Origin of the sequence: Bradyrhizobium sp. Pha-3, from assembly GCF_042258615.1 — a bacterium.
In the GTDB taxonomy this organism is placed as follows: Bacteria; Pseudomonadota; Alphaproteobacteria; order Rhizobiales; family Xanthobacteraceae; genus Bradyrhizobium.
Window position 1 is genome coordinate 2,412,300 of the sequence record NZ_CP170152.1, and the last position, 19,926, is coordinate 2,432,225.

The window sequence follows — 19,926 nt, forward strand, 5'->3', positions numbered from 1 at the left end:
AGTATTCATCATGCCGAAACTCGCACTCATCGCCACCGTCGAGGTCGCGCCGGAGAAGCGGGATCAGGTGCTGCCGCTGCTGTCGGCGCACGGCGCCCGTTCGCTCAGGGATGAACCGGGCACGCTGCACTTCGATATCCTGGTGCCACGCGAGGATACCGCGAAGCTCCTGATCTACGAGGTCTACCAGGATGACGCGGCGTTCGAGGCGCATCGCAATGCGCGTTCGATCGCGCAGTTTCGCGAGGAGTCCGCGGGGCTCGGCATCAAGATATCAGCGACGCGGTGCACGCCCGCGGAGTAGACGACCTTGTCGCCGGCTTTGTCGCAGGGGATCAGACCATCTGACGCAACAAGCCGATCAGGCGGCCGCATTCATCGTCCGTGCCGACCGTGATGCGCAGGAAATCATCGATCCGCGGCTTCTGGAAATGCCGCACCAGCACGCCGCGCTCCCGCAGTTTTGCGGCGAGATCCGCGCCGCGATGGGCGCCATGGCGGGCGAACACGAAGTTCGCATGCGACGGCAGCACTTCGAAGCCGAGCTCGGTGAGGCCGCGGGCAAGCGCCTCGCGACTCCTGATGATGCGTTGCCGGGTCTCTTCAAACCAGGCGTCGTCCGCGATCGAGGCGACTGCACCCGCGATCGCGAAGCAATCCAGCGGATAGGAGTTGAAGCTGTCCTTGACGCGTTCCAGCGCCTCGATCAGCGGGCGCTGGCCGATGGCGAAGCCGACGCGCAGTCCCGCCAGTGCGCGCGATTTGGACAGCGTCTGGATCACCAGGAGATTGTCATGGCGCGCGACCAGCGGCACGGCGCTTTCGGCGCCGAAGTCGACATAGGCCTCGTCGACCACCACGAGACGGTCGGGATGCTCGGTCACCAGCGCCTCGATCGCGGCGCGCGGCAGCGCGATGCCGGTCGGTGCGTTGGGATTGCACAGCAGGATGGCGCTACCCAGCCGCCGGTAGTCGGCAAGGTTGATCCGCATCGCGGCATCGAGCGGGACCGCCTCGTAGCCGACACCATAGAGGCGGCAATAGACGGGGTAGAAGCTGTACGTGATGTCGGGGAACAGCAGCGGCGCATCGTGCTTCAGCAGCGCCGGAAAGGCGTGGGCCAGCACCTCGTCCGAGCCGTTGCCGACGAACACTTCGTCAGCGGTGACGCCATAGCGCGTCGCGATCGCCTCGCGCAGCGCGGATGCGCGCGGGTCCGGATAGAGCCGCAGCCGATCCGTGGTCGCGGCGATCGCCGCTACCGCGCGCGGCGAGGGCGGGTAGGGATTCTCGTTGGTGTTGAGCTTGATGAGGCCGTCGATCTTCGGCTGCTCGCCGGGCACGTAGGGCGACAGATTGTGGACGACCGAACTCCAGAAGCGACTCATGATCTCGTGATCCTGGGATGAATGCGGTCACAATACGGAATACGAGGCGCTGATGAAAGCGCCTCGTTGTTTCCTCGCATTCCGATCTGCGTCGCGCTGGTGCCTTACCAGGTCGCCGTGCCCTTCATGGTCGGCTGGCCCTCGGCGTTCGCGGTCCACAGCTCCATGCCGCCGTCCTTCTCGTTGGCATTGATCGAGAACTCGCTGCCCTCGAACAGCGGCTGCACGCCGCGATAGGTGAGCTTCTTCGGCGGCTTGCCGCCGCGGAGCTTCGCGGCGAGCTCGACGATGAAGGAGGCCTGCAGCGGGCCGTGGAAGATCAGGCCCGGATAGCCCTCGACCTTGGTGACGTAGTCGCGATCGTAGTGGATGCGGTGGCCGTTGAAGGTCAGCGCCGAATAACGAAACAGCAGCACCGGATCGGAGACGTGGCTCTCGCGATGCTGCGCGGCCGGGGGAGGCGGCGGCGCCTTGGCGGGTGCGGCGGACGGCGTGCTCGTCATCTCGCGATAGACGATGTCCTGCCGTTCGCGGACCGCAAGCCCGCGCGAGGTCGTCACCTCGTGATGGACCGAGACGAAGCACAGCGTGCCGGTCGAGCCCGATTTCACCGTGACGTCGGCGATCTTCGAGGTGCGTTTGGCTTCATCACCAATACGCAGCGCGTCGAAGAATTCGAGCTCGCCGCCGGCCCACATCCGGCGCGGCAGCGGCACCGGCGGCAGGAAGCCGCCGCGGGTCGGGTGGCCGTCGGGGCCAAGCTGCGACATCGGAAACACCGGCTGCGCCAGGCACCAATGCGTGGTCCACGGCGCGGCGTCGCCGACCTTCGGCTCGCCGATCTCCTGGAACAGCGTCGCGCGCAGCCCCATCACGAGATACTTCGTGACGACGTCGGAGGCCTCGATGGTCTTGCCGATCCACTGGCGGAGATGATCGAGGTCGAGTTTATCGGTCATGACTGGGTTGCCCGGGTAGGAGGGATCTCAGGATCGTTTGATGCGCTCGCCGATCGCGGGCACCTTGCCGTAGTGCCTGTCCTCGCCGACGACGATCGCGGCCGGCGCCGGATAGCTGACACGGCCGTTCGGCGTGTCGACCTCGATGCGGCGCAGATGCGGATGTTTGGCGAGGTCGTCCATGCTGTTGACCTCGGCAAAAGCGATGTCGGCCTCGGCGAGCTTGCCCAGCAAGTCCTCGCGCGTCAGCTTGCCGAAACTGTCGCTGACGATCTGGTCGGTCAGCGCGCGGTTGCGCACGCGCTCGACCATGTTGGCAAAGCGCGGATCGTCGGGCAGGCCGGGCTGGCCCAGCACCTTGGCGCACAGCGTCTTCCACTCGCGCTCGCTCTGGATCGAGATCAGGATCTCCTTGCCGTCCTTCGAGCGGAACACGCCGTAGGGCGCGATCGAGGGATGGGCGAGGCCGATCCGCTTCGGTGACTTGCCGTCCTCGGCATTGAGCAGCGGCACGGTGAGCCAGTCGGCCATCACATCGAACATTGAAATGCGGATATCGGCACCATCTCCGGTGCGGCCGCGGCCGATCAGCGCCTCGAGAATGGCAGCATGCGCAGTGGCGCCGGTCGCGACGTCGACGATCGACATGCCGACGCGCGAGGCGCCTTCGGGGCCGCCGGTGATCGAGGCGAGACCGCTCTCGGCCTGGATCAGGAGGTCATAGGCCTTGCGATCGGCGTACGGGCCGGTGTCGCCATAGCCGGTGATGGTGCACATGATCAGCTTCGGATAGGCCTTGCGCAGCCGCTCGCGCGAGAAGCCGAGCTTGTCCATCGAGCCCGGCTTCAAATTCTGCAGCAGCACGTCGGCGCCCGCGATCAGCTCCTCGAGCTGGGCACGGCCTTCCTTGGTGGCGAGATCGACCACGGCGGAATCCTTGCCGCGATTGAGCCAGACGAAATAGCTGCTCTGGCCCTTCGCCGCGGCGTCGTAGCCGCGGGCGAAATCGCCCTCCGGCCGCTCGATCTTGATGACATGGGCGCCGGCATCCGCCAGGCGTGACGAGCAGAACGGCGCGGCAACCGCCTGTTCGACGGCGATGACGGTCAATCCCTCAAGCGGCAGCATGATCTGAGAACTCAGTAGGAGCGGGGCATGCCGAGCACGTGCTCGGCGACGAACGACAGGATCAGATTGGTCGAGATCGGCGCCACCTGATAGAGCCGCGTCTCGCGGAACTTGCGCTCGACGTCGTACTCCTCGGCGAAACCGAAGCCGCCATGGGTCTGCACGCAGGCATTGGCCGCTTCCCAGGACGCATCCGCCGCCAGCATCTTGGCCATGTTGGCCTCAGCGCCGCAGTCGAGGCCCGCTTCATATTTGCGGGTGGCTTCCTTCACCATCAATTCGGCTGCGCGCATCGAGGCGTAAGCTTTCGCGATCGGGAACTGGATGCCTTGATTCTGGCCGATCGGCCGGCCGAACACGCTGCGCTCCTTGGCGTAGTTGGTGGCCTTGGCGATGAACCACTTGGCATCGCCGATGCACTCGGCCGCGATCAGGATGCGCTCGGCATTCATGCCGGACAGGATGTAGCGGAAGCCCTTGCCTTCCTCGCCGATCAGGTTCTCAGCCGGCACCTTCATGTCGGTGAAGAACACTTCGGTCGTGGCGTGGTTCATCATGGTGCGGATCGGGCGGATCTCCAGACCCTTGCCCTTCACCTCGCGCATGTCGACGATGAACACCGAGAGCCCGTCGGTGCGCTTCCTCGACTGCTCCTTCGGCGTGGTGCGCGCCAGCAGGATCATCAGGTCGGAATATTCGGCGCGGCTGGTCCAGATCTTCTGGCCGTTGACGACGTAGTGGTCGCCGTCGCGGCGCGCGAAGGTCTTCAGCGACGAGGTATCGGTGCCGCTGGTCGGCTCGGTGACGCCGAACGCCTGCAGCCGCAATTCGCCGGTCGCGACCTTCGGCAGATATTTCGCCTTCTGCGCGTCGTTGCCGTGCCGCAGCACGGTGCCCATCGTGTACATCTGGGCGTGGCAACCGCCGCCGTTGCAGCCGGCGCGCTGGATCTCTTCCAGGATCGCCGCCGCGGCCGACAGCTTCAGGCCCGCACCGCCATATTCCTCGGGGATCAGCACCGAGAGATAGCCGGCCTCCGTCAGCGCATCGACGAACTCCTTCGGATAGGCCATCTGGCGGTCGAGCTTGCGCCAGTATTCGCCGGGAAACTGCGCGCAGAGCTTTGCGACGGCGTCGCGGATGTCTGTGTGGTCGTCGGTGTGTTGTTCGTGTGCGGTCATGATTTCGTTTTGCCGAGAGGTTGCGCCAGAGCGTTGTCGAGCGAAGCGGAAACCGGTTCGCGTGAGGAAAACGCCCGCTGTTGTGGGGTCCCGGTAAACTCCCTATGCTGTTTTTTTATAGCGTATGAACCTGCCTTCCAGGATTGGCAAGTATGGATTTCCGCCAGCTTAGGACCTTTGCGTGCGTCGCGGAACTCGGGAGTCTGAGCAAGGCATCCGATACCTTGCGGGTCGCGCAGCCGGCGCTGAGCCGGCAGATCAAGCTGCTGGAGCATGAGCTGCGCACCGAATTGTTCACGCGCAACGGCCGCGGCATGGTGCTGACCGATGCCGGCCGGCTGCTGCTGGCGCGCACCGGCGGTATCGTGCGGCAGATCGACCAGATCCGCGACGACATCCAGTCCGCGGGCGGCGCGCCATCCGGGCGCGTCGTGCTCGGGCTGGTGCCGACGGTGAGCTGCGTGATCTCGGCGCGGCTGGCGCGCCGCACGGTGGAACGCTATCCCGGCATCTCGCTCTGCATCGTGGAGAGCTACAGCGGCCATCTGATCGAGTGGCTGCATCGCGGCGAGATGGACCTTGCGGTGATCTACGGCCCGTCGGTCGATCTGCATCTGGCGGTGCAGAGCCTTGGCCGCGATAGCATCGTCGCGGTCGGCCCGCGCGGCAGCGGACTGAAGCACAAGAAGCAGGTCGATATCGGCTGGCTGCTGCGCCAGCGCCTGGTGCTGCCAAGTCATTCGCACGGGCTCCGCGCCATGATCGAGCATGCGGCGGCGAAGAAGAAGGTCACGCTCGACGTCAAGCTCGAGGCGGATTCGTTCCGGGTGCTGACGAGCCTGGTCGAGGAGGGGCTCGGATACACCATGCTGCCGCCGTCCTCGGTGCGCGGCGAGGTCGCCGACGGCCGGCTCGAGACCGCGCCGATCGCGCGGCCGGCGCCGCGGCGCGAGCTGACCCTGGCCTCGCCTGTCGAGCATCCCGGCTCCAATGCGATCACGCTGATCGCCAAATTGCTGCGCGACGAGGTCGCCGCGTGCCGCGCCGAGGGGCTCTGGGATATCCAGCTCGCCTGAGCGCGGCTTCGCATCACTTCACCTGGAAGCCGAGATGACCGCGGAAGCGGTTCTTGAGGTAGGTGCCGTCACGCGGCGGCAGCGCGCGCTCGACTTCTCCGGCCGCGATGCGGATGCGCGCCAGCCGCGGGCCGCCGCCGAGATCGCGCAAGCTATTCCGGAAGCGTTCGATGCCGGCCATGTCGGCGATGTCGGAGACGCTGCCGATGCCCGCGCCATCAGCGATCACCTCGAGCTTCGCACCAAGGCCGGAGTGGCTGAGCTGCATCCCGGTCTCGCCGAAATGGCCGTTGTCGAGCACCGCGATCGAGAGATTGCCGGGCTGCTTGGTGGCGATGGTCAAGAGACTGCCGATGCCCATCAGCTGCTCGCCGTCGCCGGTGACGACCAGCACCGGCCGCTTCGGCTGCGCCAGCGCGAGGCCGAGCCCGACCATCGCGGCGCCGCCCATCGCGCCCCAGAGATAGAAATTGCTCGCGTGGTCGCCGGCATCGAACACGTCGTAGGACGAGGAGCCGAGCCCGGAGATCACGAGCAAATCGCCGCGGTCGGCGAGCAGCGCCTTCACGGCGGCGCGGCGATCGAGCGTGCCTGTTGGTGCCGACATCAGTGCGTCTCCCTGGTCCACTTCTTGCGGCCGATCATGCGCTGTGAGATCAGCACCGCGACCTGCTGGTCGCCGTCATAGGCGAGCGAGGCGGCGGCCGAGATCACCTCCTCGGCGTCGTCGGGGTTCTCCAGCCGCAGCACGGTGGTGCCCATGATCTCGAACGCCTGCGGCGTCGCGCGGCCCATCGGGATCTGCCAGGGATTGAACTCGGCCCATTCGCCGCGCATCGTCACCAGGGTCAGCAGCGGGAAGCGGCAGCTCGCCATCAGCGACAGCATGTTGACGCAATTGCCGACGCCGCTCGATTGCATCAACAGCACCGCGCGATCGCCGCCGAGCCAGGCACCGGCGGACAACGCCACGCCTTCCTCCTCGGTGGTCAGCACCGTGGTCTTGATGTCGGCATCGGCGTGCGACAGCTTGATCAGCTTGGAATGTCCGGCGTCGGGGACGTAGCACACTTGCGCGACGCCGAAATCCTTCAGCGTGCGGTAGATCGCAACCGGCCAGTCGGTGCTGGTCGCGCTGTCCTGGTGAACGGCAATCTGGTCCATCATGGCCTCGGCTAGGGGCGCGCAGTGGCGCGTCCTCACACCGAAGGCTTAGCGCGCGAGGACGATCAACTCCCGTCGTATCTGTGTCGCGCAGCTATGCCGGAATTGTATATCTCCGTCATTGCGAGCCAACGGGTCGCGCGAACGCGCGCCCGATGACAGGCTCCGCGAAGCAATCCATCTGTCCGCATGCGCGGAGGGATGGATTGCTTCGTCGCTTCGCTCCTCGCAATGACGAGGGGGCTGGCGCTATCCCGGCTCAGCCATTCGGCTGCAGAAACGTGCCGTACTGCTTGCTCGCGACCACCGCGGCGGCGGCGTCTCCGATGGCGCGCATCGCCGCCATCATCGGCCACGGCCCAAGGCTGATCCGGCGCGGGCGAGCTCCGCGATTTCGGGATTGCCCCGCGTCACCATGATGTTGACGGGCAGCGGCGTCAGTTCAACGAGCTGCTCGATCAGCGCGAGGTCAGTCAAGCCCGGCACAAAAATGCCGTCGGCGCCGGCATCGGCATAGTTTGCCGTCAGTGTGCGTTGGTCGCCGTGAAGACGTACATGTCCCAGAACGTCTCGGGATGATCGACCTCGAAGCGGTGCCACTGGTCCAGATTGGTCTCGTCGGCCGTGCCCGGAAACTGCCTGCGGAATTGCTCGAGCACCGCGGGATCGTCAAACGGCTCGAAGCCCCCGAACGACAGGCCATGCTCGTTCAGGAAAGCCGCGATCTCGGGAATCGTGAGCCGATGTTCCATGACGTTGAACAGCAGATCGCGGCAGCCGCTCATGCTGTAGAAATCCTTGGCGCCGATCAGCGGCTTCCATTGCTCGGCTTCGCGGAAGATGTCCTGGCGGCATCGTCTGATGTCGGCGGCGGTGGCGCGATAATTGCGCGCGGCGATGCGGGCGCGGGCCTCCACGATGACGCGGCGCGCCAGCTCGCTGTACAGGCCGATGCGCATCGAGCCGCCCGGCCGCAGCAGCGAGACCAGCACGCGCCAGCCGGCAAAAGGCTCGGCAAGATGGTGCAGCACGCCGACCGACTCGATGCTGTCGAAGGTGCGGTCGATCGTGCCCAATTCCAGGATATCCGCCTGCGCATATTCGATGTTGGTCAAGCCCAGCTCGCGCGTCTTGCGGCGCGCATAGGCGAGGCTGGTCATGCTGATGTCGACCGCGAGCAAGCGGGCGTTCGGATACACCTGCGCGATCTGGATCGCATGCGAGCCGGTGCCGCAGCCCGCGATCAGGATATCCAGCCTGGCTTGCTGTTCGGCCGTCGCGACGGTTCGTCCCCGCGCCCGGTCGGCCGCGAATGCCGTCAGCGGGTTCACAGTCCAGCGCGGATAGGGATTTTCCTCGTACTGGCGCATCACCTCGACGGAAACGTCGTTCCTAATCGAGGTGAGCGTTGGAATAGAGCTGCGATCTTCCGTCTCCTCGCGCGGCTCGCGGAGCTGCACCCGCAACAGGCCGGCGACGGTCGCAGGCCAATCCCGCCGCAGCAGCGCGTCCGCCTGTGGGAGCGCATGAAGCGGGAAATAGGCTGCGACGACCGCGAGCAGGAGCGGCGTGATCGCGGCCCCTGATGCCAGGTGGTGCAGCAATCGATCGCGCAATGCGCCCGCAAGTTCGCTTTCCTGCTCGGCCTGCCCATAGGCATATTCGTTGATGAAGCATTGCCGGGCAAGCGCGCAGGCAAAGCCAACGATGTCGTCGTCCTCTGCGTCATGATTGTTCGCGAGCCGCAACAGTTCGGCCCGCGCATATCCCAGCAGCACCTCGAGCTGCATGTTCGCCAGCGTCGTCGCTTCCATTGCCGAGCGCAGGAACAGGTCGCGCGCAAGCGGGGCGACGCTGTCAGCGCCGAACAGCTCGGCGTTCGTGACCGGCAGCGGCCACTTGCCGGCGATCCGCCCGACATAGGCGGTGACGGTTGGGCTTTGCAGGATGAAGCCGACAGCCTTCGCATCCATGCCGAGCGCAAGCGCCTTGGTGAAATGCGCTGCGGCCTTGGCGCGATTGCCCAGCGCCTGGTAGGAATTTCCGGCGTTGTAATGGCAGGCGGCGTTGACCTCGTCGGAGGCAATGGCCTTTGTGAACATCTTCGCGGCGCCGCGGTGATCGCCGGATGCCTGCGCGATCAGGCCGACAAGGTTCAGGCTCTGCACATGGCCGGGCTCACGCGCGAGAATTTGCCGGCAGATCTCCTGCGCTTCGTTGAAGCGGCGCATCCCGTAGAAGCGGCTCGCCTCAACGGCAAGGCCGGCGACGCTGACGCCCGCGGAGCCGAAAGCGGGAGCGCTTCCGGCGGACTCGTCCCGTCGCTTGCCGGCCGCACGCCGTTCTTTTCGGTTCATGTTCCGTCAACTGGCCCAAACTGCAAGATGCTGCCGGACAGCGCGCCGATCGGCTCCAGGCTCAGCCCGGGATCCGCACCAGCAGGTTCTCGATGCCGCGCACGAAGCTGGAATAGACCCGCTTCGGCTCTCCGACCACCTCGATGCGGTCGAAGCGCTTCAGCATCTCCTGCCAGACGATCTTGAGCTGCAGCTCGGCGAGCCGCATGCCGACGCAGCGGTGGATGCCGAAGCCGAACGACAGATGGATGCGCGGCCGGGCGCGATCGATGATGAATTCGTCCGGACGGTCGATCACCTGGTCGTCGCGGTTGCCGGAGACGTACCACATCACGACGCGGTCGCCCTTCCTGATCGTCTTGCCGCCGATTTCGGTGTCCTGAAGCGCGGTGCGCCGCATGTGCGCCAGCGGCGTCTGCCAGCGGATCACCTCCGGCACCATGGTGTCGATCAGCGCGGGATTCTCCTTCAGCTTCCTGAACTGGTCGGGATGTTCGTGCAGCGCCAGCACCGAGCCGCTCATGGTGTTGCGCGTGGTGTCGTTGCCGCCGACGATGAGCAGGATGATGTTGCCCATCAGATTGTCGGGGTCCATGTGCCGGGTGGCGTCGCTGTGCGCCATCATCGACAGCAGGTCGTTCTTCGGCGGCGCGTTGACGCGCTCGTTCCACAGTTTCGAGAAATAGGCGTAGCACTCGTCCATTTCCTGCCGCCGCTCTTCCGGCGAATTCACGATGCCGCTCTTCGGCAGCGCGGTGGAGACGTCGGACCAGCGCGTCAGCTTGCGCCGTTCTTCCCAGGGGAAGTCGAACAATGTCGCCAGCATCTGCGTGGTCAGTTCGATCGAGACGCGCTCGACGAAATTGAAGGTCTCGTTGCGCGGCAGGTTGTCGAGCACGCTCGCCGAGCGCTGGCGGATCAGCTTTGCCAGCTCGTCGAGATGATTGGGCGTGAACATCGGCGACACGGTCTTGCGCTGATGGGCGTGCTTCGGCTGGTCCATCGCGATGAAGCTCGGATAGTCGTAGCCGGGCGGCACGTCGCGGATCGAGATGCCGCCGAGCGTGGAGTCCGAGGAGAAGATGCCGTGGCTGGTGTCGACATGCATGATGTCGTTGTACTTCACGACCGACCAATAGGGCTCGATCGGCGAATTGGTGCAGTAGTGCACCGGCTCTTCCTTGCGCAGCCGCTCGAACCACGGCCACAAGGTGTCGCTCTGGAATAACCGCGGCGCGCCGGGATGAAAATCCTTCAGGGGCGTCGCATAGGCTTCCTCGCGGGCGAGGCGCTGCAGCTCGGCCCGGTCGGCACGGATGGAGGTCTGGACGTTCATGATTCTTGATCCCGGTTGGCTGGCGAGGCGTCAGGCGGCAATGCGCACCGGCAACGTCTCGTAGCCCTTGATGAAGCTGGAATACACCCGCTGCGGCTCCTCCACCACCTCGATCGTGTCGAAGCGCTTGAGGATCTCTTCCCAGATGATCTTGAGCTGCAGCTCGGCGAGACGCAGGCCGACGCAGCGGTGGATGCCGAAGCCGAACGAGATGTGGGTGCGCGGCCGGGCGCGGTCGATCAGGAACTCGTAGGGCTTCTCGATCGCTTCCTCGTCGCGATTGCCCGAGACGTACCACATCACGACCTTGTCGCCCTTCTTGATCTGGCGTCCCCGGAACTCGAAGTCGGCGAGCGCGGTGCGCCGCATATGGGCGAGCGGCGTCTGCCAGCGGATCACCTCGGGCACGAAACTGTCGATCAGATCAGGGTTCTCCTTGAGCTTGCGGTATTGCTCCGGATGCTTGCTGAGCGCGTAGATGCTGCCGGACAGCGTGTTGCGCGTGGTATCGTTGCCGCCGACGATCAACAGGATCAGGTTGCCGAGGAAGTTCTTCGGATCCATGTTCCGCGTGGCGTCGCTGTGCGCCATCATCGAGAGCAGGTCGCTCTTCGGCGGCTGGTCAGCTCGCTCCTTCCACAGTCTTGCGAAATAGGTCGCGCATTCCATTAGTTCGGCCTGCCGCTCGTCCTCGGTGGCGACGAGGCCGCCGGCGCCGGGCAGGGTGGTCGCGACATCGGACCAGCGGGTCAGCTTGCGGCGATCCTCCCAGGGGAAGTCGAACAGCACCGCGAGCATCTGCGTCGTCAGCTCGATCGAGACCTTGTCGACCCAGTCGAACACCTCGCCGCGCGGCAGATTGTCGAGGCACTCGGTCGAGCGCCTGCGGATGTTGATGGCAAGCTCGTCAAGGTGCGTCGGCGTGAACATCGGCGCCACAGTCTTGCGTTGCGCCGAGTGGCGCGGCTGGTCCATCGCGATGAAGCTTTCGCGGCGCAGGTCGGGCGGCACGTCGCGGATGGTGATGCCGCCGAGCGATGCGGCCGAGGAGAACACCGCGTGGTTGGTCTCGATGTCCATGATGTCGTTGTAGCGGGTGATCGACCAGTACGGACCGAACATCGAATCCTTGCAGTAGTGCACCGGATCCTCGCGGCGCAGCCGGTCGAAATACGGCCAGAAGGTATCGGTCTTGAACAGCTCGGGATGGCCGGGATCGTAGTCTGCGAGCGGCAGCGTGTTGGCGCGTTCGCGTGCGGCATCCAGATTGGTGTCGTCGACCAGATCGATGGTCCCGTGCATGAGCGGCTCCTCAACCGTTTCGCGACCGGGGCATCGCCGGCGCGGCATGTTTTACCGAATTACATTCTCATTCCGCGGTTTGCGCAAGGGCTCTCGGCGCACATTTGGCCGCATTGATGTCAGGCCAAAGCGGCCGAATCCGGGCTATTCGCCGGCGGAGGGGGCAAGGCGGCGGCCAACGCTGTTTGAAACGGCGTTTGATTCGGTCGGGCGGCGCGGGCGCCGTCTATTGGCTGCCGGGCTTTTCGCAGGGGTAGGTGTCCTGCATGCCCCAGAGCAGCAGGAGCGCGACCACCATCTCGCCTTTCGCGGACCGCTTGTCGGCCGCTTTGAGCATGATCTCTTCGGTCTGCTCGCTGGTCAGCGCGAGGGTGTCGGGCATGCAGAACAGCAATTGGCCGCCATGCCGTTTCAACCAGGCATTGGAAGCCATCAGGCCGCCCCTGACGCCGTCCAGGTACATATGATTGAAGATGCGAAAGTTCTCATTCTTCGGATTGCGATAGGAATCCAGCCGCACATCGACGGCAGCGGCCGGAGCTGCCGCAAGCGCCAGGAAGCACGCCGACAGGATCCATTTGTTCATCGCTAAAGTATCCTCGCGCTTGCGGCGGCGTCTTTGCCGTTCGGCTTGTCGGTTAAGTCGGCAAATTGCCGCTTTGGGTTCGAAGCGCGCGACCCGGGTGAGAAAGGGGTGGCAGTTCGGCTCGCGGCCGATCTTCAGCGGTCCCGTTAAGGCAAAGCCAACCGCGCCCTGCCAAAAATCGCCCCGCGATCTCGACCTTGTGTGAAACCTGGATCACACTCGCAGCGACAAACCTGTGCTTTTGATGCGCAGAGATTGTCCCGTCCTGGAGTTATCCCGTGAATGACATGAGCTGGACCCCGCTGGGGCCGCCGCAGCCGCCCCCGGTTCCGCCGCCGATGCCGGTGGCATTCTCGGGGAATCGGAAGGAGTTCTTCCGCCTCATCGCGCGCGGCGCCGGGCTCGAACTCGTCACGGTCGGCTTCTACCGGTTCTGGCTCACCACCGACATCCGCCGGCACCTTTGGTCGAACACCCAGATCGACGGTGACGCGCCGGAATATACCGGCCGCGGCAAGGAACTCCTGATCGGCTTTCTGGTCGCGCTCGCGATCCTGCTGCCGATCTATCTCGGCTATTTTCTGATCGGCATCGAGGCGGAGCATCTCAAGGCGTTCGCCTCGCTGCCGCTGGTCGCCTTCTTCTATCTGTTCGGCCAGTTCGCGATCTATCGCGCGCGGCGCTACCGCCTGACCCGCACGGTATGGCGCGGCGTTCGCTTCTGGATGAGCGGCTCGGGCTGGTTCTATGCGCTCAAGGCCTCGCTCTGGGGCCTGCTGGTCGTGATCACGCTCGGTCTCGCGCTGCCATGGCGCGAGGCCGCGCTCGAACGCTACAAGATGCGGCATTCCTATTACGGCGACCTGCAAGGCTCCTTCGAAGGCCGCGGCTGGGATTTCTTCAAGCGGGGCTGGTGGCTCTGGCTGCTGATGCCGTTCGCGCTGTCTTCCTACGTCTTCGCCCCGTTCGCCTATGCCGCGTTCAAGGCGATCGAGTGGCGCTGGTGGCTGTCAGGCATCCGCTTCGGCGAGGTCCGGCTGGAATCGACGCTTCCGCGCAGCGCGCTGATCGGCCTGTACTGGAAGGTGATCGGCTGGGTCGTGCTGCTGTTCATGGTGTTCGCGGCCTATCTCTTGGCGTCCATCTTCCTGGTCGCCAGCATGGACGGCTCCTCGATCGCGACCTTCTTCAAGACCGAGGCGTTCGCCAGGAGCATTCCCCTGATCGTGCTGCTCGGCATCGGCTATCTCGCCTATGCGCTGGCGATGAACGTGGTGATGCGGGTCTATCTGATGCGCGATCTCTGGGTCCGGGTGCTGTCGTCGACCATCGTGCACAACATCGAGGCGGCGGCCAACGTCACCGCGCGCGGCGAGCTCGCCAATGCGCTCGGTGAAGGCTTCGCCGACGGCCTCGACGTCGGTGGTTTCTAGCACCATGGAAACCGATTCCAGTGAGACAAACTCCGCGGCGACGCCGGAACCCGGCGGCGTCTTCTTTGACGGCCTGTCGAACCGGCGGCGCATCGTCGCGCTCGCACTGTCCGATGCGCTGGAGATCCGGGAAGGCGGCGAGTTGCTCGCGCGCTGGGCGTTTGCCGACATCCGCCGCGCCGACAGCCCGTCCGGCCTGTTGCGGCTGAGTTGCCTGACCGCACCGCCTCTGGCGCGGCTCGAAATCCGCGACGCGCCGCTGATTGCCGCGCTTGCCGCGCGCTGCGACAAGCTCGAGGCGGACCTGCCGAACCGCAGGGGCGTCGCCGCGATCGTCGGCTGGTCGCTCGCGGCCGCGGTGTCGATCGTGCTGGTGGTGCTGTTCGGCGTGCCGCTCGCCGCCGACCGGCTGACGCCGCTGGTGCCCGACTCCTTCGAGCGGCGGCTCGGCGACGTCGCGGAGGCGCAGGTCAAGGTGGTGTTCGACGGCAAGCCGTGCAGCAACGCGGCCGGCCAGGCGGCATTCGAGAAGCTGGTCGGCAAGCTGCGGGAGACCGCGGGCCTCGACACCTCCGTGCAGTCGGGCGTGCTGGCGACGCCCGTGCCGAACGCCTTCGCGTTGCCGGGCGGCAAGGTCTATCTGTTCGAGGGGCTGCTGGATAAGGCCGAGAACCCCGACGAGATCGCCGGCGTCCTGGCGCACGAGCTCGGCCATCTCCGCCACCGCGACAGCATGCGCGAGCTGATCCACAATGGCGGCACCTCGTTCCTGATCGGGCTGCTGTTCGGCGACATCACCGGGTCCGGCGCGCTGATCTTCGCGTCGCGCTCGCTGGTGACGTCGTCCTATTCGCGCGACGCCGAGACCAATGCCGACAGCTTTGCGATCGAGACCATGCACAAGCTCGGCCGCCCGGCGAAGCCGATGGGTGAACTGATGTTCCGCGTCACCGGCAAGGAAGGCGGCAAGGGGCTCTCGCTCGTCTCCAGCCATCCGCTGACCGAGGACCGCCTCGCGCGGATGGACAAGGCCGACGCCGGCAGCCGGCCCAACGGCCCGCCGCTGCTGTCGACCGCCGAATGGCAGGCGCTGAGGAGCGTTTGCGGATCGGCCAAGGGCAAGGTGTGAGGCAAGGGATTTCGAGAACAAGGGATTTCGAGCCTGGTGCAATCCCATGCCGCGTGATGGCAGATACTGGTTTCCCGCCAAGCGGTATGGCTGGGGCTGGGGTCCTCCGAACAACTGGCAGGGCTGGTCGGTCGTCGCGGGCTTTGCGGCCCTGATTGCCGTCGGCGCCGCGACGATCCTCCCGCGCTCCCACACCGGCTTCATTGGCTGTGTTGCTGTGCTGAGCGTTCTGCTCATCGGCGTGTGCTGGTGGAAGGGCGAGCCGCCGCGCTGGCGATGGGGCGGCGACTAACCCATTCTCCTGCAGCTACTTCACCAGCCTGAACTTGCCGCCCTCGACCTTGATCAGGAACGCCGACCGCTCGTCATAGCCGTTGTGGTCGGTCGGGCTCATCGTCGAGAGGCCGTTGTTCAGATAGACGTCCTTGCCGCGCTCCAGCTCGTCGCGCAGCGCGGCGCGGAATTCCGGCGTGCCGGGCTTCGCCGTCTTCAGCGCGCTTGCCGCCGCCCGCTTGAACAGCGTGACGGCGTCCCACAGATGCGCGCCGAAGATGTTCGGCTTTTGCCCGTTGACCTTCTCGTAGGACGACACGAACGCGTCGCGCGCCTGGCGGAACGGATCGTTCGCCGGCAGATCGTCGGCGATGGTGAAGGCCTCGCCGGTGAAGATCGCACCCTCGACATTAGCGCCGCCGAGCTTGATGAATTCCTCCGACGCAACGCCGTGGGTCTGGAAGATCTTTCCGGCATAGCCGCGGCTGCGCAGCGCCTCCTGCGGCAGCACCGCCGGGGTGCCCGCGGACGCGATGAACACCGCCTCCGGATTGGTCGCGATCACCTTCAGCGCCTGGCCCATCGCGCTGGTGTCGGCACGCGCATAGACCTCATGCGTCGTGACGGTGAGGCCGAGCGTGGGTGCCAGCCGTGACACCTCATTGTAGTAGCCTTCGCCATAGCCGTCGGACACGCCGATATAGCCGAGCGTCTTGATGCCGGATTTCGCGATGTATTTCAGGATCGCCGCCGCCATCAGGTCGTCATTGGGGACTACCTTGAACGCCCAGCGGCGGCGCTCGTCCATCGGCCGCACGATCGCGGTCGCCGCCGCCAGCGAGATGATCGGCGTCTTGGATTCGAAGGCGACGTCGAGCATCGGCATGGTCACGGGGGTGAGCGAGGAGCCGATCAGGATATCGACGCCGTCCTGGATCACGAGGCGGCGGGCATTCTGCGTGCCCTTGGTCGGATCGGACTCGTCGTCGAGCGCGATATAGACCACCTTCTCGCCGCCGATCTCCTTCGGCAGCGCGGCGATGGTGCGCATCTGCGGCTGGCCGAGCGCCGAGCCCGGCCCGGATGCGGACACCACGACGCCGACCTTGATGTCGGCCCGCGCGTCCGGCGCGACCATGAGTGCGCCCGCAAGTACCCAGAGTCCGGCCATGGCCAGCTTCATTGCAAATCCTCCCAGCAAGTCTTTTTTCTATAATGCGCGGCCGATGATAGCCGACCGGCGTCCGGTTCGGCATCTTATTGATTCCGCCCGATGCGTCTGTCCCCCTGATTGGGGACACCCGGGCGGCGCCCCGGGAAGGGCTCGCGCCTTCAGGGAAGCCGACCCCGTCCCGCAGATTTCGATCCGGCTGCGGCGCAGTCGTGAACCTCGCGTTTACCAATTTCCTAAAGGCCGCGCGAACCAGTTTCCCTAATCGGGCGGCAACGTCCTCCTGTTATTGAAGGACAGGAAAAGGGAGTACGAACATGTTCAGCATTGTTCGGATCCTCGTCTTGATCGCATCTGCCGATGCGGGATCCGTGGTTGCAGGCGTGCAGTTTGACGGCGCGCAGCCGTCGCAAGCGGTCCACGTCCATGATTGAGCCCCATCCGATCGTGCCCGAGCACGCCCGCGCCATTTGCGAAGAGATCGGCGAGCGGCTGCGCCATGCGCTGCGCGACGATTACGCCGATTTGCCGCCGAGGCTGCGCGAACTCGTGAACGAACTCGCCCTGCAGGATTGCGAGGCGCCGTCGCTGGTGCCGGCAATGGCGGAGATGACGCGGCCGCTGGTCGTCGCGGCCTAGGACCAGCCTAGCTGCCGCCGAGGCCTGCTGCCTCCGCCTTGGGCGCTTCCTGCGGCGGCAGCAGCACAGCAAGCAAAATGAGCCCGACTCCCAAATCGATCGAAACGTCGGCGACGTTGAAGATCCAGACAAATCGAAGTTTCGAGGCATCGAACAGGTCGACGACGGCACCCAACCGAAGACGGTCGATCGCATTTCCGGCCGCTCCGGCGCCGATCAGGGCGAATCCGAAGGCGTTGATGGCCGATGTCGATCGCCGCAGGATCGATCCGAGCAGAGCCGCCGCAGCGGCAAGTCCGACGGACGCGAGCGCCCACCGCGACAACGCACCGTAGTCGGGAATGAGACCGAACGCGTTGCTGCGATTGAACACGAGCGTGAGGTCGATGGGGCCGGGCAGCTTGACGGTGGCGCCGGTTTCCAGCGATCGAAGCGCCCAATGCTTTGTCAGCTGATCCAGCGCAAGCATCGCGAGGGCGACGCAGAGCGCGACGATGCGCGAGCCTCGATATTTTCTCACGAAATCGCTTCTCGCTCCGCTGTCGTCCACGCCATGGGCAACAACCCCGGTGTCACACCATAGTGTGATGGGCCGTAACGGCCAATATCTCCGACCGTATTGCACCAGCCCGGCTTTGAAGTGAAGGGCACAAGTCCGCTTAAACGTTCTTCGCGACCTTGCGCGTCCGCGTCGGTCCGGCGCCGGCGATCGCCGGCTTGATATTCCACACCGCGCGCACCGCCGCGAAGGCGTGCGCGATCACCGGCTCCTGGCGGCGGGCGGCAAGGCAGGCGAAAGAGAGATCACAGCTGAGCTTTACCTTGTCAGCGACCACGAACTGATGCGGGCGCGCCATCCGCGGCGCCAGCACGCTGTCGCGCGCGAGGGCGAGGCAGAGGCCGGATTCGACGAAGTCGATCATCGCCTCTTCCTGGTCGGTGTAGCCGACCCGCTTCGGCAAGGCGCCGAGCGGGCGGAAGATGTCGTCGAGCAGCCGGCGATGGCTGGAATGCGGCGGTGTCGCGAGCCAGGGCAGCTCGGCAAGCTCCGCCCAGTCCTTGCCGATCACCCGGTCGCGCCAGCCGATCGGCGCGATCACGCGGTAGTGGTAGCTGAGCAGTGGCGCCAGCTGGTAGCGGCCGTCGGCGATGGTGCGCTCGGTGAAGCTGTGATGGACCAGCTGCTCCGGCGGCGTGGCGTCGACATAGTAGCCGACGTCGAGCTCGCTACGGCCGACCTGCGCCAGCACGTCGTCGCTGACGCCATGGCGCAGAAACACTTCGGTGCGTTGCGAGGACATCGCAAGGCTGCGCACGAACGGCCCGAGCCGGGTGAATTCGGGGTCGAGGATGGTGCCGACGCGCAGCGTGCCGCGCTGCGCCTCGTTCAGCGAGTCCGCCATCGCCTTGAAGTCGGATGCCGCGGCCACCGCCCGGTGCGCCAGCGGCAGCAGCGCGGCGCCGGCATCGGTCAATGTGAAGCCGCTGGGTGTGCGGTTGAACAGCTGCAGCCCGGTGCTTTCCTCCAGCGCCTTGAGTTGCAGGCTGACCGCCGGCTGGGTCAGTTTCAGCATCGCTGCAGCGCGCGACACGGTGCCCTCACGGGCAACCGTGATGAAGCAACGCAAGGCCTGGGTACGGGGAAGCTCGCTCATTGTGTGAGCTTATAGCACAGTTTTCCTGCCGTGCATCCGACCTTGTTGCGTGACTATAATACAACCAATGCGAGAAATCAGGATGGCCGCCACGCAACCATGCCTTCGGTGCGCGCGCGCACCTCCGGCGAGGCGAGGCAGCTCGCAACTGCCTCATAGCCGGGCGCGCCGGGCACGGGCGTGACAGAGATCGGCACGCTGTGATTGGCGGGGCACAGGATGATCGCTTCATCGTCGCCGACCGCGTCGAGGTCCAGGATCGTGTTGGAGCGCGTGAGGAAGAACAGTGGCCGCGCCTCGGGCCCGCGACGGCGCAGATGCGCGATCACGGCCTCCTGGCTGGCCGCATCGAGCCCTTGCTCGAGCATGTCGATCACCAGGATCGTGTCGCCATCGGCCTCGAGAACGGCGAGCAGGGTGGTCAGTGCGGCTGAGTCCACCGCGCCATCGGCGAGGAGGACGGCAAGGCTCGCCTCGACCTTCGCCTTGTGCGCCGGGTCGGCATCGAGTCGCGCGCGAACGGCCGCGCCGCCGTCGGCGGTGCGGTCCAGCCCCACGAAGCTGGCGTCGGGCAGCGCTTCGGCCAGCCGCTGCGCGAGGCGCGTCTTGCCGCTGCCGAGCGGACCGACGATGTAGTTCAGCAGCTTGACGTCGCGCAGTTCGAAACGCTCGCCGCCCCACGGCCATGGCAGATCGAACGCGACACCGATCGCCGGTCGTGTCCTGACCGCACCGATGAGGTCGCATGTCGCTGGCATCTTGCCGCGGCCGAGGTCGGTGCGCAGCCGGCGCACCCTGGCGATGCTGTCGCCGGATTGGCGGATGCGTGCTTCGAGCGTGGCCTCGTGCGCGGCCAGCACGCGATCGAGAATGACGGCGTCGCCGCTCAGGATCCGCGCCACTTCATTGATGCTGAGGCCGAGCGCGCGCAGCGCGACGATTTCGGCGCCGCGCGCCATCTCGGCCGCACCATAGGCGCGCCATCCGGCCGGCGTGCGGCCGGGTGCGATCAGGCCGCGCTCCTCGTAGAGGCGCAGCGCTTTCGCCGTGATCCCGAGCTGCCTTGCAGCTTCGGACGGGCTGAGGAAACGGGCAGCAGGAGCATTCATCGAATCACCTCGCGTCGTCTGACCGCGCTTCTATGGAGGC

Annotated in this window: 21 protein-coding genes; 6 read left to right on the top strand and 15 right to left on the bottom strand. The window is 65.7% G+C overall.

Going from position 1 to position 19,926, the window contains the following annotated elements; all coding sequences use genetic code 11:
* The first annotated feature begins 10 nt into the window (after positions 1-10).
* The gene (locus ACE10Z_RS11270) at positions 11-304 is read left to right on the top strand and encodes a putative quinol monooxygenase (protein WP_375787981.1); all 294 of its coding nucleotides are present in this window, start codon (positions 11-13) and stop codon (positions 302-304) included.
* A 31-nt stretch (positions 305-335) separates the two neighbouring features.
* Here the strand turns inward: ACE10Z_RS11270 and hisC are convergent, their stop codons facing one another.
* The 4 genes from hisC to ACE10Z_RS11290 form a co-directional block, all read right to left on the bottom strand.
* Positions 336-1,388, bottom strand: a complete 1,053-nt coding sequence (hisC, locus tag ACE10Z_RS11275) for a histidinol-phosphate transaminase (protein ID WP_375787982.1) — start codon at positions 1,386-1,388, stop codon at positions 336-338.
* A gap of 104 nt (positions 1,389-1,492) precedes the next feature.
* Entirely contained in the window at positions 1,493-2,347 is an 855-nt protein-coding gene (locus tag ACE10Z_RS11280) for a MaoC family dehydratase N-terminal domain-containing protein (RefSeq protein WP_375787983.1), read from the bottom strand.
* A 27-nt stretch (positions 2,348-2,374) separates the two neighbouring features.
* Positions 2,375-3,475: a CaiB/BaiF CoA transferase family protein gene (locus ACE10Z_RS11285; protein ID WP_375787984.1), complete on the bottom strand. Its 1,101-nt coding sequence runs from the start codon at positions 3,473-3,475 to the stop codon at positions 2,375-2,377.
* A gap of 11 nt (positions 3,476-3,486) precedes the next feature.
* Entirely contained in the window at positions 3,487-4,656 is a 1,170-nt protein-coding gene (locus ACE10Z_RS11290) for an acyl-CoA dehydrogenase family protein (protein ID WP_375787985.1), read from the bottom strand.
* Between the two features lie 152 nt (positions 4,657-4,808).
* Here ACE10Z_RS11290 and ACE10Z_RS11295 point away from each other — a divergent pair, with 152 nt between their 5' ends.
* On the top strand, positions 4,809-5,732 hold the full coding sequence (locus ACE10Z_RS11295) for a LysR substrate-binding domain-containing protein (protein ID WP_375787986.1): 924 nt from the start codon (positions 4,809-4,811) through the stop codon (positions 5,730-5,732).
* Positions 5,733-5,745: 13 nt separating this feature from the next.
* On the opposite strand, the gene ACE10Z_RS11300 is transcribed toward ACE10Z_RS11295, so the two are convergent.
* From ACE10Z_RS11300 to ACE10Z_RS11330, 7 genes are all read right to left on the bottom strand, one after another.
* On the bottom strand, positions 5,746-6,339 hold the full coding sequence (locus ACE10Z_RS11300; RefSeq protein ID WP_375787987.1) for a thiamine pyrophosphate-dependent enzyme: 594 nt from the start codon (positions 6,337-6,339) through the stop codon (positions 5,746-5,748).
* The gene (locus ACE10Z_RS11305) at positions 6,339-6,899 is read right to left on the bottom strand and encodes a thiamine pyrophosphate-binding protein (RefSeq protein ID WP_375787988.1); all 561 of its coding nucleotides are present in this window, start codon (positions 6,897-6,899) and stop codon (positions 6,339-6,341) included. Before ACE10Z_RS11305 ends, ACE10Z_RS11300 begins: the two co-directional genes overlap by 1 nt.
* A 342-nt stretch (positions 6,900-7,241) precedes the next feature.
* Complete coding sequence (locus ACE10Z_RS11310) at positions 7,242-7,373, bottom strand: hypothetical protein (RefSeq protein ID WP_375787989.1); 132 nt, start codon at positions 7,371-7,373, stop codon at positions 7,242-7,244.
* A gap of 47 nt (positions 7,374-7,420) precedes the next feature.
* On the bottom strand, positions 7,421-9,253 hold the full coding sequence (locus ACE10Z_RS11315; protein WP_375787990.1) for a methyltransferase domain-containing protein: 1,833 nt from the start codon (positions 9,251-9,253) through the stop codon (positions 7,421-7,423).
* Between the two features lie 61 nt (positions 9,254-9,314).
* A complete protein-coding gene (locus tag ACE10Z_RS11320) occupies positions 9,315-10,589 on the bottom strand; it encodes a cytochrome P450 (RefSeq protein ID WP_375787991.1) in 1,275 nt (424 codons plus the stop codon).
* Positions 10,590-10,619: 30 nt separating this feature from the next.
* Positions 10,620-11,891: a cytochrome P450 gene (locus ACE10Z_RS11325; RefSeq protein ID WP_375787992.1), complete on the bottom strand. Its 1,272-nt coding sequence runs from the start codon at positions 11,889-11,891 to the stop codon at positions 10,620-10,622.
* Between the two features lie 226 nt (positions 11,892-12,117).
* A complete protein-coding gene (locus ACE10Z_RS11330) occupies positions 12,118-12,477 on the bottom strand; it encodes a hypothetical protein (RefSeq protein WP_375787993.1) in 360 nt (119 codons plus the stop codon).
* Positions 12,478-12,764: 287 nt separating this feature from the next.
* Between ACE10Z_RS11330 and ACE10Z_RS11335 the strand changes: the two genes are divergently transcribed.
* The 3 genes from ACE10Z_RS11335 to ACE10Z_RS11345 are packed head-to-tail and all read left to right on the top strand — an operon-like array spanning position 12,765 to position 15,331.
* Positions 12,765-13,910, top strand: a complete 1,146-nt coding sequence (locus tag ACE10Z_RS11335) for a DUF898 family protein (RefSeq protein WP_375789808.1) — start codon at positions 12,765-12,767, stop codon at positions 13,908-13,910.
* Between the two features lie 4 nt (positions 13,911-13,914).
* Positions 13,915-15,039 (top strand): M48 family metallopeptidase, encoded by a 1,125-nt coding sequence (locus ACE10Z_RS11340; protein WP_375787994.1) that lies wholly within the window; start codon positions 13,915-13,917, stop codon positions 15,037-15,039.
* A gap of 46 nt (positions 15,040-15,085) precedes the next feature.
* Positions 15,086-15,331, top strand: coding sequence for a hypothetical protein (locus tag ACE10Z_RS11345; protein ID WP_375787995.1), 246 nt, complete (start codon positions 15,086-15,088; stop codon positions 15,329-15,331).
* A gap of 15 nt (positions 15,332-15,346) precedes the next feature.
* On the opposite strand, the gene ACE10Z_RS11350 is transcribed toward ACE10Z_RS11345, so the two are convergent.
* Positions 15,347-16,495: an ABC transporter substrate-binding protein gene (locus ACE10Z_RS11350; RefSeq protein ID WP_375787996.1), complete on the bottom strand. Its 1,149-nt coding sequence runs from the start codon at positions 16,493-16,495 to the stop codon at positions 15,347-15,349.
* Positions 16,496-16,873: 378 nt separating this feature from the next.
* Between ACE10Z_RS11350 and ACE10Z_RS11355 the strand changes: the two genes are divergently transcribed.
* Complete coding sequence (locus ACE10Z_RS11355) at positions 16,874-17,122, top strand: hypothetical protein (RefSeq protein WP_375787997.1); 249 nt, start codon at positions 16,874-16,876, stop codon at positions 17,120-17,122.
* 7 nt (positions 17,123-17,129) lie between these two features.
* Here the strand turns inward: ACE10Z_RS11355 and lspA are convergent, their stop codons facing one another.
* The 3 genes from lspA to ACE10Z_RS11370 all read right to left on the bottom strand — a co-directional run bounded on the left by lspA (position 17,130) and on the right by ACE10Z_RS11370 (position 19,886).
* Entirely contained in the window at positions 17,130-17,642 is a 513-nt protein-coding gene (lspA, locus tag ACE10Z_RS11360) for a signal peptidase II (protein WP_375787998.1), read from the bottom strand.
* A gap of 139 nt (positions 17,643-17,781) precedes the next feature.
* Positions 17,782-18,777: a LysR family transcriptional regulator gene (locus tag ACE10Z_RS11365; RefSeq protein ID WP_375787999.1), complete on the bottom strand. Its 996-nt coding sequence runs from the start codon at positions 18,775-18,777 to the stop codon at positions 17,782-17,784.
* 77 nt (positions 18,778-18,854) lie between these two features.
* Positions 18,855-19,886, bottom strand: coding sequence for a MerR family transcriptional regulator (locus ACE10Z_RS11370; protein WP_375788000.1), 1,032 nt, complete (start codon positions 19,884-19,886; stop codon positions 18,855-18,857).
* Positions 19,887-19,926 lie beyond the last annotated feature (40 nt).

Bases quoted from the DNA above. Each gene is read 5' to 3' on its own strand.
- ACE10Z_RS11335 (WP_375789808.1), top strand. From the start codon at position 12,765: ATGAGCTGGACCCCGCTGGGGCCGCCGCAGCCGCCCCCGGTTCCGCCG.
- ACE10Z_RS11370 (WP_375788000.1), bottom strand. From the start codon at position 19,886: ATGAATGCTCCTGCTGCCCGTTTCCTCAGCCCGTCCGAAGCTGCAAGG.
- ACE10Z_RS11285 (WP_375787984.1), bottom strand. From the start codon at position 3,475: ATGCTGCCGCTTGAGGGATTGACCGTCATCGCCGTCGAACAGGCGGTT.
- ACE10Z_RS11315 (WP_375787990.1), bottom strand. From the start codon at position 9,253: ATGAACCGAAAAGAACGGCGTGCGGCCGGCAAGCGACGGGACGAGTCC.
- ACE10Z_RS11350 (WP_375787996.1), bottom strand. From the start codon at position 16,495: ATGAAGCTGGCCATGGCCGGACTCTGGGTACTTGCGGGCGCACTCATG.
- ACE10Z_RS11320 (WP_375787991.1), bottom strand. From the start codon at position 10,589: ATGAACGTCCAGACCTCCATCCGTGCCGACCGGGCCGAGCTGCAGCGC.
- ACE10Z_RS11300 (WP_375787987.1), bottom strand. From the start codon at position 6,339: ATGTCGGCACCAACAGGCACGCTCGATCGCCGCGCCGCCGTGAAGGCG.
- hisC (WP_375787982.1), bottom strand. From the start codon at position 1,388: ATGAGTCGCTTCTGGAGTTCGGTCGTCCACAATCTGTCGCCCTACGTG.
- ACE10Z_RS11295 (WP_375787986.1), top strand. From the start codon at position 4,809: ATGGATTTCCGCCAGCTTAGGACCTTTGCGTGCGTCGCGGAACTCGGG.
- ACE10Z_RS11290 (WP_375787985.1), bottom strand. From the start codon at position 4,656: ATGACCGCACACGAACAACACACCGACGACCACACAGACATCCGCGAC.
- ACE10Z_RS11325 (WP_375787992.1), bottom strand. From the start codon at position 11,891: ATGCACGGGACCATCGATCTGGTCGACGACACCAATCTGGATGCCGCA.
- ACE10Z_RS11340 (WP_375787994.1), top strand. From the start codon at position 13,915: ATGGAAACCGATTCCAGTGAGACAAACTCCGCGGCGACGCCGGAACCC.
- ACE10Z_RS11330 (WP_375787993.1), bottom strand. From the start codon at position 12,477: ATGAACAAATGGATCCTGTCGGCGTGCTTCCTGGCGCTTGCGGCAGCT.
- ACE10Z_RS11345 (WP_375787995.1), top strand. From the start codon at position 15,086: ATGCCGCGTGATGGCAGATACTGGTTTCCCGCCAAGCGGTATGGCTGG.
- ACE10Z_RS11270 (WP_375787981.1), top strand. From the start codon at position 11: ATGCCGAAACTCGCACTCATCGCCACCGTCGAGGTCGCGCCGGAGAAG.
- ACE10Z_RS11280 (WP_375787983.1), bottom strand. From the start codon at position 2,347: ATGACCGATAAACTCGACCTCGATCATCTCCGCCAGTGGATCGGCAAG.
- ACE10Z_RS11365 (WP_375787999.1), bottom strand. From the start codon at position 18,777: ATGAGCGAGCTTCCCCGTACCCAGGCCTTGCGTTGCTTCATCACGGTT.
- ACE10Z_RS11305 (WP_375787988.1), bottom strand. From the start codon at position 6,899: ATGATGGACCAGATTGCCGTTCACCAGGACAGCGCGACCAGCACCGAC.